15 protein-coding genes are annotated in these 16,626 nt (G+C 61.3%); 8 read left to right on the forward strand and 7 right to left on the reverse strand.

All coding sequences use genetic code 11. The features are described 5' to 3' along the window. Positions 1-4: 4 nt before the first annotated feature. Positions 5-187, reverse strand: a complete 183-nt coding sequence (locus GOX53_RS08565) for a hypothetical protein (RefSeq protein ID WP_171175333.1) — start codon at positions 185-187, stop codon at positions 5-7. Positions 188-326: 139 nt separating this feature from the next. After that, on the reverse strand, positions 327-926 hold the full coding sequence (locus GOX53_RS08570; RefSeq protein ID WP_171175335.1) for a L,D-transpeptidase: 600 nt from the start codon (positions 924-926) through the stop codon (positions 327-329). 27 nt (positions 927-953) lie between these two features. Here GOX53_RS08570 and GOX53_RS08575 point away from each other — a divergent pair, with 27 nt between their 5' ends. From GOX53_RS08575 to GOX53_RS08590, 4 genes are all read left to right on the forward strand, one after another. Next, positions 954-1,625: a CAP domain-containing protein gene (locus GOX53_RS08575; protein ID WP_371810268.1), complete on the forward strand. Its 672-nt coding sequence runs from the start codon at positions 954-956 to the stop codon at positions 1,623-1,625. Between the two features lie 250 nt (positions 1,626-1,875). Next, the gene (locus GOX53_RS08580) at positions 1,876-3,774 is read left to right on the forward strand and encodes a M36 family metallopeptidase (RefSeq protein WP_171175336.1); all 1,899 of its coding nucleotides are present in this window, start codon (positions 1,876-1,878) and stop codon (positions 3,772-3,774) included. A gap of 33 nt (positions 3,775-3,807) precedes the next feature. Then, positions 3,808-4,425, forward strand: a complete 618-nt coding sequence (locus GOX53_RS08585) for a superoxide dismutase family protein (protein ID WP_171175338.1) — start codon at positions 3,808-3,810, stop codon at positions 4,423-4,425. A 12-nt stretch (positions 4,426-4,437) separates the two neighbouring features. Next, positions 4,438-6,495: a choice-of-anchor B family protein gene (locus tag GOX53_RS08590; protein ID WP_171175339.1), complete on the forward strand. Its 2,058-nt coding sequence runs from the start codon at positions 4,438-4,440 to the stop codon at positions 6,493-6,495. Here GOX53_RS08590 and GOX53_RS08595 read toward each other — a convergent pair. Next, positions 6,492-9,425: an error-prone DNA polymerase gene (locus GOX53_RS08595; RefSeq protein WP_171175341.1), complete on the reverse strand. Its 2,934-nt coding sequence runs from the start codon at positions 9,423-9,425 to the stop codon at positions 6,492-6,494. The genes GOX53_RS08590 and GOX53_RS08595 overlap by 4 nt on opposite strands. A 121-nt stretch (positions 9,426-9,546) precedes the next feature. On the opposite strand from GOX53_RS08595, the gene GOX53_RS08600 reads away from it, so the two are divergent. Next, complete coding sequence (locus GOX53_RS08600) at positions 9,547-10,020, forward strand: DUF1203 domain-containing protein (protein WP_171175343.1); 474 nt, start codon at positions 9,547-9,549, stop codon at positions 10,018-10,020. Between the two features lie 69 nt (positions 10,021-10,089). On the opposite strand, the gene GOX53_RS08605 is transcribed toward GOX53_RS08600, so the two are convergent. Then, positions 10,090-11,019 carry an ABC transporter ATP-binding protein gene (locus GOX53_RS08605; RefSeq protein WP_171175345.1) on the reverse strand — a complete coding sequence of 310 codons (930 nt, stop codon included), beginning with the start codon at positions 11,017-11,019 and terminating at the stop codon, positions 10,090-10,092. An 89-nt stretch (positions 11,020-11,108) separates the two neighbouring features. Between GOX53_RS08605 and GOX53_RS08610 the strand changes: the two genes are divergently transcribed. The 3 genes from GOX53_RS08610 to polA all read left to right on the forward strand — a co-directional run bounded on the left by GOX53_RS08610 (position 11,109) and on the right by polA (position 14,706). Continuing rightward, positions 11,109-11,285 carry a zinc-finger domain-containing protein gene (locus tag GOX53_RS08610; protein WP_171175347.1) on the forward strand — a complete coding sequence of 59 codons (177 nt, stop codon included), beginning with the start codon at positions 11,109-11,111 and terminating at the stop codon, positions 11,283-11,285. Between the two features lie 81 nt (positions 11,286-11,366). Continuing rightward, positions 11,367-11,837: a hypothetical protein gene (locus tag GOX53_RS08615; protein ID WP_171175348.1), complete on the forward strand. Its 471-nt coding sequence runs from the start codon at positions 11,367-11,369 to the stop codon at positions 11,835-11,837. A gap of 70 nt (positions 11,838-11,907) precedes the next feature. Further along, the gene (polA, locus tag GOX53_RS08620; RefSeq protein ID WP_171175349.1) at positions 11,908-14,706 is read left to right on the forward strand and encodes a DNA polymerase I; all 2,799 of its coding nucleotides are present in this window, start codon (positions 11,908-11,910) and stop codon (positions 14,704-14,706) included. A 15-nt stretch (positions 14,707-14,721) separates the two neighbouring features. Here the strand turns inward: polA and GOX53_RS08625 are convergent, their stop codons facing one another. From GOX53_RS08625 to GOX53_RS08635, 3 genes are all read right to left on the reverse strand, one after another. Next, complete coding sequence (locus tag GOX53_RS08625) at positions 14,722-14,976, reverse strand: DUF2798 domain-containing protein (protein WP_171175350.1); 255 nt, start codon at positions 14,974-14,976, stop codon at positions 14,722-14,724. Between the two features lie 74 nt (positions 14,977-15,050). After that, positions 15,051-15,806, reverse strand: a complete 756-nt coding sequence (locus GOX53_RS08630) for a hydroxypyruvate isomerase family protein (protein ID WP_171175351.1) — start codon at positions 15,804-15,806, stop codon at positions 15,051-15,053. A gap of 159 nt (positions 15,807-15,965) precedes the next feature. Continuing rightward, positions 15,966-16,562 (reverse strand): DUF1285 domain-containing protein, encoded by a 597-nt coding sequence (locus GOX53_RS08635; RefSeq protein WP_171175352.1) that lies wholly within the window; start codon positions 16,560-16,562, stop codon positions 15,966-15,968. Between the last annotated feature and the right edge of the window lie 64 nt (positions 16,563-16,626).

Genomic DNA, 16,626 nt, shown 5'->3' on the forward strand with positions numbered 1-16,626 from the left:
CGACTTAGCCTGCAGCAACAGCAGCAGCCACCACGACCAGCAGGATCAGGGGCAGCAGGATGCCTTGCGACGAGCCCTGGGTCTCTTCGACAACAACCGGTGCCTCAACAATCGGCTCTTCCAGGTTGCCCGCAGATGCGGTCGAAGCAGCAGCGGTCAGCGCAGCAGCGAGAACGAGTTTTTTCATATTAACCTCCAGAATTTGCGCGATTCCCAATACGTGAACCGCGCACTCAAGACTTACCTCGTGGTTTTTTCTAAGCAGCAATGTTGCGGGATTGCAAACGCTAGTTGCGGGCGCAACGGATCAGCGAATGGAAATGTCGTCAAATTAGCAACACTTGCGTTCCCACCTTTGCCATACCGAAAAGCTCGGCAATGTGCTCGTTATAGAGTCCGATACAACCATTCGACGAACGGCGCCCGATCTTGCGGGTGTCATGGGTGCCGTGGATACGGTAATACTTCCAGCTTAGGTAAAGCGCATGGGTACCAAGCGGGTTATCGGGACCCGGCGGCACATAATCCGGCCATTCCGGATTGCGCTTTTTCATGGACGGTGTGGGCGACCAGCTTGGTCCCTCGACCTTGCGGATAACGCTGGTGCGTCCGCGGCGCGTCAACTCGTCCGTCAGCGGAACCGAGGATGGGTAGAGCTTGTAGACAGACTGATCCGCAGACCAGTAATGCAGCGCCCGCGAGACTGTATCGACCAGAATCGCGCCGTTTTTCGTATTCGAGAAATAAGGCCGCCAGTCGAGTGCCCGGAAACTTGAGATGTTGCGGCGGACTGCCGGTTCAGCCTCGGGCGCGGGGCGCAACGGGTCACCGGGGATATATTGTGCAATGGCCGGCGTGGCCAATGTGGCGGCAGCGCCGGTCAGAAAACTGCGGCGCGTGGCGGATTGAGTGTGTTTCTTGACCATGTGGGCGGACCTTTTATGTGTTCACTCATGGAAATCTTCGGCAGTTTATTGCCAGAAAGCCGCAGTCGCAAATCAAACTGGCCGATTCCGGCGGTTCGTGGCATTTGGGCATTTGCTCATGCGGACACACCACGCTATTCCCCTGTGCGATACAATCGGACCAGGCTGATCATGGCGCGTATTCTTTCGTTGTTACTCATTTGTTTTGTCGGTCTTGCGGCATGTACCGTACCGAATAACACCCAGACACTGGGCGCGGATGGCAAACCTTTGCCGACGCCTTACAAGATTCGCGGCAACTCGGACAAACTGCAGTTCCGGATGCTTGATTCGGTCAATGCGTTGCGTCAGGCTTCGGGTTTGCAGCCCGTTCAGCTGGATGCGCGGCTGAATGCGGCAGCGGCAACCCATGCCCGGGACATGTCGGTGCAGAACCGGCCCTGGCATTTCGGCTCCGACGGTTCGTCACCGCTGGATCGGGTCAGACGGGCCGGATACACGGGCACACTGGTCGGAGAGGCGATCTCGGAAACCTACGAAACCGAGCTGGAGACACTGGCCGCGTGGATGGATTCTCCGGGCCCGCGCTCGGTCATCATGGATCCCAAGGCGAACCAGATGGGTTTCTCGTGGTTTCAGGAAAACAGCGGCAAGATCTGGTGGACGCTCGAGATGGGCAGCGGCGGATTCAGCAGTTGATCTGACATCACCCCGACAAAAATCAGGCCCCGGCGGGGCCTTTTTTTGTGCGCATGGATTGGGTGGTCTCGACACATCGCAATTGGCGGGGGCTTCGGTTCAGCGGTCGTAGACGGATTTGGAGCCATCATCCTCTCAGGACGGCGGCTGGGAAGTCCCTGGCATCCGCCGTTCAACCGCAGGCTGATTCGTGTTAAGATGAGCCACTGGCAAAGGTTTGTTACAGCTTGTTTTAAGGGGGAATGGCGCAATGCTTCTCCTAAGAACGCCTACGAAAATCCTCGCCGTGACACTCGCAAGCTTTGCATTTCAGCATGCGTCGGCGCAGGAGAGCAACTTTCATACCGACGGACGGACGACGCCCCGGCTGGACGTCATCACGTCCGATCTGATTGACAGCAATGCCGTCACTCTTCCCGCCGCCATGACCGGCGCGGAAACCTTGGCTGGCGTCGATGAAGGCGCTGCGGTGCTGCAGTTTCTGGCTGCGAACTCAGAACGTTACGGGTTGAGCGGCACTGCTGCAGAGTTGCAGCTAACCCGGAAACAGCAATCCCGGTTGGGCAAGCACTATGTGTTCCGGCAATTTCTGGGCGGGCTTGAGGTGGTCACCGGCGAGATCGTCGTGTCGGTGGGCAACGATGGTGTCGTGACCCGGGTGTCGAACAATATCCACCCCGTGGCGGGCGACGCCGTGGCCGAAAAGACGTCCGATCCGGCTATTGCCGAGGATGCCGCCTATGACGCGGCGTGGCAGGATCTTGGCGTGGTGGACGGGGCTGCGGTGCTGGAACAGCCAACGATCGGCCTGAAATACCTTCCTTCGGATGGCGGTTTTCGGCTGGTCTACGAGGCCAATATCGCGGTGAGCGAGCCCTATGGCTACTGGCAGTACCTGATCGACGCCGGGACCGGCGAGGTGATACAGGCGCGCAATCGGGCGACGGATCTTGGCGACGCGCACAAACGCGCGGCAACCGAAACGACGGCGGATCGGCTGGAACTGTTCCGCGACTACGAGATGCGTGCCTTGCAGCAGAGATTGTCGGTGATGGAGGCCGCGCCGGTGGCGGCAAGTGCAGCAGTGTCGAACGGAAAGGCACAGGTGTTTGACCCTGATCCGATCACCACGTTGCAGGATGCCAGCCTGACCGATACCTCCGACGCAAGCGCGTTTGACGGCGCCTATCAGGAACGTGAACTGATGGAGCTGACGGAACGCGATGGTGCTTTCCACCTTGAGGGCCCTTGGGTTCAGGTGGTGGACTGGGACCGGCCGTTTGTCGATCCGACAACGACGCCGGACGGCATCTGGACCGCCCTGCGCGGCGATCTCGGGTTCAACGATGCGATGACTTATTATCACATCGACCAGGCGCAGCGGTATCTGCGGTCGCTGGGCTATACCGATATCGTCGCAAGGCCGATCGAGGTCGATGCCAATGGCGTAAATGGCGGCGACAACTCCTATCATGTGCCTGATCTGACGACGGGCCGCTCGGGACGGCTTGCCTTTGGTCATGGCTGCGTCGACGACAATGAGGATGCCGATGTAATCTGGCACGAATACGGCCATGCCATCCACGCGGATATCGTGGGGTCGAACTGGACCAGTGGTGATACCGGCGCGATGGGCGAGGGGTTCGGCGATTACCTCGCCGCATCGCTGAGCCTGCGCGCGACCGACGGCGCAAACTTTCAGTTGGACCGGGTGTTCAACTGGGATGGCGGCACCTGCTGGGCGGGCCGGTCGGTGAACATGACCGGAGCGGTTTATGATCCGGGGCGCACCTATCCCGATCATGTCGGGATTGGCGGCGGCGCGGTGTCGGATGAGCTTTGGGGCTCACCGCTCTTCCAGGCTCAACTGGCGCTTGTTGCCGCTGGGAAACCGATGGATGACGCGGATGCAATCATTATCGAAGGCATGTTCGGCATTTCCTCGGCTGGCGCCCGGATGCCCGATCTCGCCATGCTGACGGTTCTGGCCGCCGAGGCCCTGTTTCCCGGTGACATCCATGCGGGCGTCTTTCTGGAAAGCTTCCAGAGATACAATATCTGTGACCCGAACCAGTCCGGCGCGTGTGTTGCGCCGACATCGGTGGCGGGCGCCGCGGGCGGTGCGGAAACGCCCGTGTCCAAGAATTGATCCGCTAGATCGGAGAGTGTCGAGATGAAAATCATGCACACTGCCCTTGTATGCCTTACCGCTCTGCCCTGCATGGTCGCGGCAGAAACCATCGAAGCGCCCATTCACAGAATATCGGCGCAGGGTGTGCATGACCGGTTGGGAACCCTGTCGGTCCGGCAAGGCGCCGGGTCGGTCGAGATTCGCGTGGTTCTGTCCGAGTTTCCGGCTGGCTGGCACGCCATGCATGTGCATCAAAACCCGTCCTGCGAACGGGAGCTTCAGGATGGAAAGTGGGTCGCGGGCGCCGCTTCCGGTATGCATTTCGACCCGACCGGCGTCATGGCGGACATGCCCGGAATGACCGGCGACGGCATGGACATGGCCGACAATGACGGCGGTATGGAAATGGCGCATAACATGGACGGTATGGAAATGCCGGACGCCGATCCGCCGCCGCCTGGACGCAAACCACGACCGCTGGGTGATCTGCCTGCGGTCTACACAGACGAACATGGCGTGACAGATTCACGGATTCTCAGCTATCGGCTGCAACTGGACCAGTTCCGGGGCCGCTCCGTGGTTCTGCACGCTCATCCGGAAGCCAGCGAAGACCTGCGCTTGCCCAGAGGGGGCGGCGAGAAAATCGCCTGCGCTGTTCTTCCCAATTAGGGAGTTATCACAATGACGGCCTTGAAACCGATCCTCTCAACCGCGCTGGCCACCGTGCTTGTGGCCGCATTGCACCCGAGTGTGGCCCTGTCACATGGCGACGGATATCCCAGCCTTTTCGTGGCCCAAGGGGGTGTTGACGAAGGCAAATGCATCAACCCCGAGAAACCCTGCGGCACCATTTCCTATGCCCTGTCGAAGGCCGAAAAAGGTGACGAGATCCGTGTGGCGCATGGTATGTTCCGCTTTCCGACCGAGCGGCGTGAAGAGGCGCTGAAGCTTCTCGGCAGCGTCATCCGCATTCGCGGCGGGTTCGATCCCGAGCAGAAATTCGAGAACCGGACGAACGATCACCGGGTCACGGTTCTGGTCGGCCCTGATACTGCGTACCGGTCGCGGTTGGCTGAGAACGGGTTCCTTCTGGTGCCGGACGATCCGTCCGAACTGGCGCAGGGCGAGATCATACTGGCGCAGGCCGAACAGGCGGGCGAACAAACCGGCTATGTCTCGGAAGGGGGTGCCGATACCGGCGATTGCACGAACCCCGACGATCCGTGCCAGACAATTGCTTATGCCGTGTCACAAGCGGCGGAAGGTCAGGAGATCCGGGTCAGCGAAGGCTATTTCGACCTTGATTCCGAGACCTTGGCACAGGCCAATGAGCGTCAAGTGCAGATCGCGGGCGGTTTCGCCCGGGCCAGCAATTTTGCCGCGACGGCCAGGGCGCCCAATGTGGCGGCACTGGCAACCGTTGTTACCGGGCCGTCGGTTTCGGATCGGGCCGCGCTTGCCGGCAGCGGTATCCGGCTGCAGCAGGACCGCAAGCACCGGACCATTGCTCCAGCGGCACGTGACGCTGCCCTCAAGGGGCCCGCGCCTTGTGAATCGGGGATGGCGGACGGGCACCCCTGCAAGGGAATCGACCGCATTGCCCAGATGCCGCTGGGCGCGTTTTCATCCAGCCCCGGCGAAGCGAATGATATCTGGGGATTTGTCGATCTGAACGACAACCGGGAATATGCGATCATCGGGCTGCAAAACGGTACTGCGGTTGTGGACGTCACGGATCCGGAACAGCCCAAGGAGATCGGGACCATCCCGGGCCTGCCCACCATCTGGCGGGACATCAAGGTCTATCAGTTCTTCGACGATGCCGAAAACCGGTGGAAGGCCTATGCCTATGTGACAGCCGACGATCGCGCCGCACAGACGCACGGCATCGTCATCATCGACCTGACCGAGCTTCCGGACCGGATCACTCAGGCCGCCACACTCGATCTGGTTGATGTCGCGCATAACGTCTACATCTCGAATGTCGACTATTCCACCGGCGCGGCGCTGCCCGGATTGACGCCGTTCGTCTACATTCTGGGCTCGGATTTCGGTGATCCGTCCACCATCGGGGCGTTCTTCGTTCTGGATGTGAGCGATCCGGTCAATCCGGTTCTGGTGCAGTCACCGCCGTCGGACGCGACCTATTCCCATGACGCAACCACGATGAGCATCGACGACGACCGCGCCAATGTCTGTTCGGGTCAGCCCTGCGAGATCCTGATCGACTATTCCGAGGATGCCGTCGATATCTGGGACGTGACGAACAAGGGCAATGCCCGGCTGCTGAGCACGATTACCTATCCGGACAAGGTCTATATCCACTCTGGCTGGTGGACCGAGGACAAGAATTTCGTCCTGATTCAGGATGAGCTTGACGAGCAGGACCTTCAGCTGAACACGACCGTCCGGGTGCTGGACCTGCGGGATCTGGAAAACCCGAGCATCACGGCGACATGGACCGGCCCGACCGGTGCCATCGACCACAATGGCTTTACGCTGGGCAATGAATATTACATCTCGAACTACCGCCGGGGCCTGACGGTGCTCGACATTTCCGATCCGCAGAATATCGAGGCCTTGAACCCCGAAGAGGCGGCGCTGTTCGACACTTATATCGAGGACCCGGTCGATGATGCGGTTTTTAACGGTGCCTGGGGTACATACCCCTATCTGCCGTCGGGGACGATCCTGGTCAGCGATATCGAAGGGGGATTGTTCCTGCTGCGGCGGAACTAGGGCGTGGTGCCTTCCATCGCATCCTCTGCGCGCGCGTATTGCACCGGCGTCAGCAGATGCCGGAGCAAGGCCACCGGATGCGCCTTGAGGCTGAGGCGCATGGCCACGTAATCCTCGACCACCTGCTCGCCCAACGCCATCTGCGGCAGGTAAGCTGCCGGTTCGTCCAGAACCTCGCCCTCAAGGTCTTGCGCGAAAAGCGGCAGGGGTTTGGTGCTGGCAATCGCCTTGGCATGCCATAGCGCCTCGCGCCGGGTCAGGCCGCAACCGGCGAAGACATCCGCCTCGGCCAGCCGCTCGATCACCGACGGGCCCAGACCGGCACGGCGCCAGATATCCTCGACCTCGTGGTAGCCATTGCCGCGCGCGGCGGTCAGCCATTCGGCATCCTCTTCGCAGACCCCCTTGATCTGCCGGAACCCCAGCCGCAACGCCAGACCGCCGCGCCCGTCAGGCTCCATCACGTTGTCCCAATAGCTGGAGTTGATGCAGACCGGGCGCACCTCGACCCCATGCTCGCGCGCATCGCGCACGATCTGGGCGGGCGCGTAGAAGCCCATCGGCTGCGCGTTCAGCAGCGCGCAGGCGAAGATGCCCGGGTGGTGGCACTTGATCCAGGCGCTGGCATAGACCAGCAGCGCGAAAGAGGCGGCGTGGCTTTCGGGAAAGCCGTAAGAGCCAAAGCCCTCGATCTGGGAAAAACAGCGCTCGGCAAAGTCCTGTTCATATCCGTTCCGCGCCATGCCGCGCAGGAAGAGCGAGCGGAATTCGCTGACATTGCCGTGTTTCTTGAAGGTCGCCAGCGAGCGGCGCAGCCGGTCGGCCTGTTCCGGCGTGAACCCGGCACCGACGATGGCGATCTGCATCGCCTGTTCCTGAAACAGCGGCACCCCCATCGTCTTGCCCAGCACTTCGCCCAGCGCATCCGAAGGGAAAACAACCGGCTCTTCCCCATTCCGCCGCCGGATATAGGGGTGCACCATGTCGCCCTGAATGGGGCCGGGGCGGATGATGGCGACCTCGATGACAAGATCATAGAATTTGCGCGGCTTCATCCGGGGCAGAAAGTTCATTTGCGCCCGGCTTTCCACCTGAAACACGCCGATACTGTCGGCCACGCAGAGCATGTCATAGACCTTGGGGTCCTCGGGCGGCAGCGTTGCCAGCGTGTATTGGGTCTGGTGGTGCTGCCCGATTAGGTCGAACGCCTTGCGGATGCAGGTGAGCATGCCAAGGCTCAGCACGTCGACCTTGAGGATACCCAGGCTGTCGATATCGTCCTTGTCCCAGCAGATGACCGTGCGGTCCTCCATGGTGGCGTTTTCGATGGGAACCAGCTCGTCCAGCCGCCCCTCGGTGATGATGAAGCCGCCCACATGCTGGGACAGGTGGCGGGGAAAGCCCACAATCTCGTAAACCAGTGCCATGGTCTGTTGCAGGCGGCGATCCTCGGGGTCGAGGCCGATCTCGCGCATCCTCTGCGCCTCAAGCCCTTCGGCAGAGAAGAACCCCCAGAGCTGGGAACTGAGCCCCGAGATCGTGTCCTCGGTCAGTCCCATGGCGCGGCCCACCTCGCGGATGGCGCGCTTGCCGCGATAATGGATGACCGTGGCGCAGATGCCCGCGCGTTCGCGGCCATAGCGCTGGTAGATCCACTGGATCACCTCTTCGCGCCGTTCGTGTTCGAAATCGACGTCGATATCGGGCGGCTCGTCGCGCGCCTCGGAGACGAAGCGTTCGAACACCATGGTGCCCATTTCAGGGGAGACCTCGGTGATACCGAGGCAGAAACAGACCACCGAATTGGCCGCCGAGCCGCGCCCCTGACACAGGATGTGGCGTGACCGGGCGAAGTTGACGATGTCGCGGACGGTCAGGAAATAGGGCTCGTATTTCAGCTTGCCGATCAGGGCAAGCTCATGCGCCAGCATCTGTTTGGCCTTGTCCGGCGCGCCTGCCGGATAGCGCCAGTCGAGCCCCTCATGCGCCAGGCGGTGCAGGCGCTGGGCCGGGGTTTCGTGTTCGCTGCCCTCATCGGGGTATTCATAACGCAGCTCGTCGAGGGAGAAGGTGAGTTGCTCGCTTAATCTGTACGCCTCGGTCACGGCCCCTTCGAACCCCTTGAAGATGCGCAGCATCTCATCCTCGGAACGCAGGCGTTGTTCGCCATTGACCAGCGCGTTGCGGCCCAGTTCGTCAACCTTGCAGCGCAGGCGGATGGCACTCACCACATCGGCCAGTTTACGGCGGCGCCCGTGATGCATCAGCGGCGCGGCGCTGGCGATTATGGGGAGGTCGAGTTTTTGTGATTCAGTCTCTAATTCAGCAAAATAAGCAGTGTCCGCGCCATCGTAACGGGGGCTGAGCAGCAGATGCATCCGCCCGGCAAAGCGGCGCGCCAGCCGTTCCGCATGTGGCACCCACTCACCCGCGCCGCCCTGAGAGGTTGGCGCCTGTGGCCAGAGCAGCAGGTGGAGGCCGTCGGAGAATTCCTCGAGGTCGGACAGGTGGAGGATGCAGTCGCCTTTTTCGGCGCGCAGCCGTCCGGTGGAGAGCAGGCGGCAGAGGCTGGCCCAGCCTTGCCGGTTCAGCGGCAGCGCGGTGACGGGGGGTGCGTCGGTGAAGATCAGTCTGGCCGCCGGGATCAGCCGGGGGATGTCGTAGATCGGGTATGAGGGCGGTTTCGGGATGTGGTCGGGACGCGGCGGGCCGATGGGGGTGTTCTGTGCCTCCCACGCCTGACGCTCACGCACCTTGCGGGCGATCTCGCGCGCCTCGGTATGGGCGCGCACGATCCCGGCCACCGAATTGTCGTCGGCAATGGCGATGGCGGGTAGGCCCAGCGTGACGGCGCGCGCCATGTATTCCTCGGGGTGCGAGGCCCCGGTGAGGAAGGTGAAGTTCGAGGTTATCGACAATTCGGCATACATGGCGATTCCCTATTATATTCACGTTTTGTTCTTTTTCGAGTCTTTCCCGTCATTGCGCAGGAAACGGGTCGTTTCCACGTGCCGGGTGGCGCATGGTCGGAGGCAGAAAAGGAGACAGCACATGTTCAGGATCACCGCCCTGCCCACTGATGAAGTTCGCGCCTATCAGGCTGGTCAGCCCGACGCCTATGGCAACGCGCCCGAACGCGCCGTGTCGGATGGGGGCGGTAATCCCTGTCGTCATTGCCTGCGTTACATCCCGGAAGGTGAGGAGATGCTGATACTGGCTCATCGGCCCTTTTCAGAGACACATCCATATGCCGAAACCGGCCCGATCTTTCTGTGTGCCAAGCCTTGCGCGCGGCATGAAGAAGGCGGCGAAATGCCGGAGGCGCTGGTCAATTCTCCGGACTACCTGATCAAGGGCTACGGGCGGGATGACCGGATTGTGTACGGCACCGGCACCGTGACACCGACTGACGAGATCAGTGTTGCCGTGGCCCGGATTTTTGCGCGCGATGATGTGGCCTATATCCATGTGCGGTCATCCCGCAACAACTGCTATCAGGCGCGAATAGATAGGGATCAGAACTGAGCGAAGGCCGCGATCAGGTCTTTGGCGCTGCCCTCTTCACCTCGCGCCAAGAATTTTCCAAAGTTCTTGTCACCGCCCGGCGGTCAGCGCCAGAAAGACATCCTCAAGGTCCGCTTCCTCAGTCTTGACGTCGCGGATACGGATGCCTGCGGCGCGCACCGCTTCAAGCACCTGTTCGGCGCTGGTGTGCTGGCTGTGATACTGAAGGGTCAGCGCGCCATCGTCGCGCACATGCGCCTCGATCCCGTCGGCTTGCGGCAGGGTTGCCACCGGGGCGTCCGGCACGATCACCATCGCACGCGCATCGAGCCGCCCCAGCAGGTTGGCGGTGCTGTCCTGCGCAACCAGCTCACCATGATTGATGATGGCGATCTCGTTGCACATCTCCTGCGCCTCTTCCAGGTAGTGGGTGGTCAGGATGATGGTCATACCTTGCGCATTCAGCTTGCGCACATTGGCCCAGAGCATCTGGCGCAGCTCGATATCCACACCCGCCGTAGGCTCGTCCAGCACCAGCACATGCGGGCGGTGCACCAGCGCCTTGCCCAGCAACAGCCGCCGTCGCATCCCGCCCGAGAGGGTGCGTGCATAGGCCTCGGCCTTGTCCGAAAGGCCGATCATGTCGAGAATCTCATCGCTGCGGCGTTGGGATTTGGGCACGCCATAAAGCCCCGCCTGCACCTCCAAAGCGCCGCGCGGAGTAAAAAACGGATCGAGGTTCAGCTCCTGCGGCATCACCCCGATCGAGGCGCGGGACTGGCGCGGATTGGCGTCCTGGTCGAAACCCCAGATCGTCACCTTGCCGCTGGTCTTGACCACAAGCCCGGCCAGAATGTTGATCAGGGTCGATTTGCCCGCCCCGTTCGGCCCCAGCAGGCCAAAGACCGAGCCGCGCGGCACCGTCAGATCAATCCCCTTCAGCGCCTGTTTGTCGGGCTGGCCACGGGTGCCGCGATAGGTTTTCGTCAGCCCCTCGATCCGGATCGCATCATCGGTCATCTGCGGCTCTTGCCCCTGCTCAACTCATCGCTCATAAACGCACCTACTGCATGCCCGCGAGGCCGACAACTCAAGAAGGATCGCCAGCGATGACCATCGAAGCGCCGGAAACCAAGATCGTCGAGACAACCCGCGTCGCCTGTGACGGCGGCGAAGGGGCGTTGGGACATCCGCGCGTGTGGTTGCAGATCCCTGAGGATCAGGGCTGGGTCGAGTGTCCGTATTGCGACTGCAAATATGTACTGAAGGGCACCGAGCAGGCCTGAGCTCTGTTCGGCAGATCATAACGCCAAAGTCTCGCCGCGTTTTGATGGTACCGACGCCGCGCAACGGCGTGGGAGAGCGCGATGACTGACATTTCCGCCAAGGACATCCAGAGCCCCGTTTTCGGTTGGCTAGGGTTCATCGTGGGTTCGATCGCCCTGATGGCTGCCTTGTTCGTGTTCTGGGCCGGGCCGTTTGCGCCGCAACAGTCCACGGGCGTCTCTCTTGGGGAACTTGCTGCCGAGATCGGGAAATCCACCCTGCGGGCTGCCGCCGGTTTGGAACAGCCGGAACCGGTCACCCAGGCTCGGGACACGGACGACTATTTACGCATCGGCGTCTCTATGCTGGGAGGGATCGCGATCATTCTGTCTGCCGTAGGTCTGCTGCGCCACGAAAAGATGCGCCCTGCGATAGCTGGCATCGTGATCGGCACGGGAGCGATCCTGTTCCAGTTCTTTGCCTGGGCGTTTCTGGCTCTGCTTGGCGTGCTCGTCATCATGGCCTTGCTGCACAGTTTCTCGGACTTCTTTTCGGGCCTCCTTGGTGGCTAGATCGCGTTCTTGACTGGCCACCCGTGCGACCCTGTGGCAGAACCGGTTCTGACCGACAGGGAGAGGGCGCATGAGTGAGTTCGGAAAAGGGTGTCACCTGCATCTGATTGATGGATCGGCCTTCATTTTTCGCGCCTATCACGCACTGCCGCCATTGACGCGGAAATCGGATGGGTTGCCGATTGGTGCCGTTTCCGGGTTCTGCAACATGCTGCAGAAATATGTCGAGGGGAACACCGGGCCGGATGCGCCAACGCATGTGGCGGTGATCTTCGACAAGGGATCGCACACCTTCCGCAATGAGCTTTACGACCAGTACAAGGCCAATCGCGAGGCGATGCCCGAGGATCTGCGCCCGCAGATCCCGCTGACCCGTCAGGCAACCGTCGCGTTCAACATCGCCTGCAAGGAGAAAGAGGGGTACGAGGCCGACGACATCATTGCCACCTTGGCCGTGCAGGCGCGCGATGCGGGCGGACGCGTGACCATTGTGAGTTCCGACAAGGACCTGATGCAGCTGGTCGGCGACGGGGTCGAAATGCTGGATGCGATGAAGAACAAGCGCATCGACCGCGACGGGGTGTTCGAGAAATTCGGTGTGGGTCCCGAGCGCGTTGTGGATGTGCAGGCGCTGGCGGGCGACAGTGTGGACAACGTGCCGGGCGCTCCGGGGATCGGGGTCAAGACTGCCGCGCTCCTGATCAACGAGTTTGGCGACCTGGAAACGCTGCTGGACCGAGCCGAGGAGATCAAACAGCCCAAACGCCGTCAGACGCTGATCGAAAAACGCGACCAGATCGAGCTGTCGAAGAAGCTGGTGCAGCTGGATGAGGAAACACCGCTGGATTTCACGCTGAGCGATCTTGAGGTGAAGGACCCCGAGCCCGAGAAGTTGATGGGGTTCCTGGCCGAGATGGAGTTCCGAACGCTCACCAAGCGGATTGCCGGGCAACTGGGTGTCGAAGCGCCGGTGATCGCCGATGCTCCCGCGCCTGCCGTTGACGAGACAGTGCCGGAAGACATCCCCTTTGACGCCGAGAAATACGAATGCGTGCGCGATGCGGTGGCTTTGCAGAAATGGGTCGATGCTGCGTATGAGCGCGGCTGGGTGGCGGTGGATACCGAGACTACCGGGCTGAACGAGATGATTGCCGAACTGGTGGGCATCTCGCTTTGTGTTGAGCCGGGCACGGCCTGCTACATCCCGCTGACCCACCGGCAAGGGGCGGGCGATGATCTGTTCAGCACGGATCAGTTGGCTGAGGGGCAGATGCCTTTGGATGAGGCTCTGACGCTGTTGAAACCTGTGTTCGAGGACCCGTCGATCCTGAAGATCGGGCAGAACATGAAATACGACGCCAAGATCTTTGCCCGCTATGGCCTGGACGTGGCGCCGGTGGATGACACTATGCTGATGTCCTATGCCATGCATGGCGGCGAACACGGGCACGGGATGGACATGCTGTCCGAGCGGTATCTGAGCCACACGCCGATCCCGATCAAGCCGCTGCTGGGCTCAGGCAAGTCGGCCATCACCTTCGACAAGGTCTCGATCGACGAGGCCACCGCCTATGCCGCCGAGGACGCGGACATCACCTTGCGTCTGTGGCAGCTGTTCAAACCGCAGTTGCACCGGGCGCAGGTGACGACCGTTTACGAGACCCTGGAACGCCCGCTGATCCCCGTTCTGTCCGAGATGGAGATGCACGGGATCAAGGTGGACCGTGAGGTTCTCAACCGCATGTCCAATGCGTTTGCGCAGAAGATGGCGGGGCTTGAGGCCGAGATCCACGAGTTGGCGGGTGAGACCTTCAACGTGGGCTCACCCGCGCAGCTAGGTGAGATCCTGTTCGACAAGATGGGGCTTGAGGGCGGCAAAAAGGGCAAGACCGGCAAATACTCGACCGGTGCGGATGTTCTTGAGGATCTGGCGACCGAGCATGAGCTGCCCCGCCGTGTGCTGGACTGGCGGCAACTCAGTAAGCTGAAATCGACCTACACGGATGCGCTGCAGACCCATATCAATGACGATACGGGACGGGTGCACACCTCATACTCGATCACCGGCGCAAGTACCGGGCGGTTGGCCTCGACCGATCCCAACCTGCAGAACATCCCCGTGCGCACCGAGGAAGGCCGCCGCATTCGCGAGGCGTTCATTGCCGAGCCGGGCAATGTTCTGCTGTCGCTCGACTACAGTCAGATCGAGCTGCGGATTCTGGCGCATATCGCCGATATTCAGGCTCTGAAGCAGGCGTTTTCGGATGGTCTGGACATTCACGCCATGACCGCGTCCGAGATGTTCGACGTCCCTCTGGATGAGATGACCCCGGATATCCGGCGACAGGCCAAGGCGATCAATTTCGGTGTGATCTACGGCATTTCCGGTTTTGGCCTTGCCCGCAACCTGCGTATACCGCGGGCCGAGGCGCAGGGTTTCATCGACCGCTATTTCGAACGGTTCCCGGGCATCCGGCGCTACATGGACGACACCATCGCTTTTGCCAAGGAACATGGCTACGTACAGACCCTCTTTGGCCGCCGCATCCACACGCCCGAGATCAACGCCAAGGGGCCGCATGCGGGTTTTGCCCGCCGCGCGGCGATTAACGCGCCGATTCAGGGCACGGCGGCGGATGTAATCCGACGCGCCATGGTGCGGATGCCTGACGCGATTGCGGATCTGCCCGCAAAGATGCTGTTGCAGGTGCACGACGAACTGCTGTTCGAAGTGGCCGAGGATGCGGTGGACGATACCATCGCCGCCGCGCGTCAGGTCATGGAAGGCGCGGCTGATCCGGCGGTGAAGCTGGATGTGAAGCTTATCGTTGATGCCGGACGGGGGGCCAACTGGGCCGAAGCGCACTAGGGAACGCGCCTCTCATCAGGCCCAGCGGGCCCTCTTCGAGGCCTCTTCGGGCCTGACCAGGCAAGCCACCAGACGCCGGGCTAGCGGGGCGACGACGAGGATCACAGCAAATGCGACGGGCCAGCTAAGCGTCCAGGCGCCCATCCATTTCCCGAAGGTCTCGGGCCCCAAGCCGACATTCCGGATCGTGGCGATGCAGGTCACGATGCAGGACATCAGCCCCGAAACGATGAAGCCGAACAGGACGGGGGCGAAACGTGCTGGGATCATACGGGCGTTCCTTGAGCCGGGTTACCGCATCATATGCAGCACTTGAGATGTGAAATCCAGTGCGCCCGTGCACATCACAGGCTCATCCAGTGCAGAGATGCTTCGGTCCGCGCAGTGGAGGGTGTGTATTCGGCACTCACCCAGCCTGTATAGCCGCTTTGATCTATCGCGTTGAAAAGGCGTTGGAAATCGATGGGTCCACGACCGGGTTCGGACCGGTCCGGGGCCGCACCGATCTGGACGTGGAAGACGCGAGCCCGGAACTGCTCCCACACCGCTTGCGCGTCCCCATGGATCATTTCTGCGTGAAAACTGTCATACTGTAGCCCTACATTGGGGCGGTCGACCCGGTCCAGAATCTCAGCCGCCAGATCGTAGTCGTTGAGGAAGTAGTCGGGCTGCGAGATCGGGTTCAACGGCTCGATGGTGAAGCGCTGAGTGGGTGCGGCGTCGGCGGCCCATTGCAGGTTTCGCACGAGTGTTTCGGCGGCTTCGTCCCCGGACACATAGCCCGCCATCACATGGATCAGCCCGGGCAGCAGCGCCTCGGCATAGCGCAGCACCCTGCGGATGTCGGATTGAAACCGCGCCTCTCCACCGGGGACCGCGCCATAACCGGGCTGACCACCGGCGTAGTTTGGCGGTGGTGCGTTGATCAGCACCAGTTCCAGCCCGTTGGCCAGCATAGCACGGCGCGTCTCTTTGGCGGCCAGTTCATAGGGAAACAGGATCTCCACTGCTTCGAATCCGGCAGCAGCGGCGGCGGCGAAACGGTCCAGATAGGGCAGTTCGTTGAACAGCAGGGACAGATTGGCGGCAAATCTTGGCATTGGGCTCTCGCACTAGGCGCTCCAGACATACCGGCCCGTGCGCACGGGGGAAAGAGCGCATCCCCAGCTTCTTCTGTTCAAAAATATCCCGGGGGAGTCGCCCTTGGGCGACGGGGGCAGAGCCCCCTTTCCAAGGTGATCACAGGCGTGATCGTCGGCCTAACGAGACGTCGTTTCAGTCGCCTCCAGCTCTTCCGCCGGAATCACCGGAAAGAACTGCCCCGAAGACCACAGGCCGAACCAGCCGTCGTGATGCGTCCCCAATTCGACCAGCCGGTAAAAACTCTTGCGGTCGATCAACGCCTCAAGCCCGGCGCGGATCAGAATATAAGGCGACGGTTCGCCCGTTTCAGGGTCGCGCTCAACCCGCATGGGATGGCCGGGGCCTGCAACGGCGGTGTCGCCGACATGGGTGGTGAATATGAGCTGCTGCGTCTCTCCTTCGCCCGATACCTCGAAATCGGTGGCGACAAATGGCGCGTCTTCGACGGTGATTCCCACCTTTTCAACGGGCGTGACCAGAAAATACTCGCCATCCTCCAGCTTCAGGATCGACGAAAAAAGCCGAACCATCTCCGGCCTGTTGATCGGCGTGCCAAGATAAAACCATGTTCCATCCCGCGCGATCCGCATGTCCAGATCGCCGCAAAAGGGCGGGTTCCACAGGTGAACCGGCGGAAGGCCCCTTGATTTCACCGCCTTGACCGATGCAGCAATGCCATCGGCTGAAGGTGTCACAGCATTTTGTTCGCTCATTGTTTTTGCCATTTCCTCTCAGCGCGATACACTCCAAGCATACATGCCGACGGAAAGGAAAGTC

Source organism: Ruegeria sp. HKCCD8929, from assembly GCF_013031405.1.
Classification (GTDB): domain Bacteria; phylum Pseudomonadota; class Alphaproteobacteria; order Rhodobacterales; family Rhodobacteraceae; genus Ruegeria.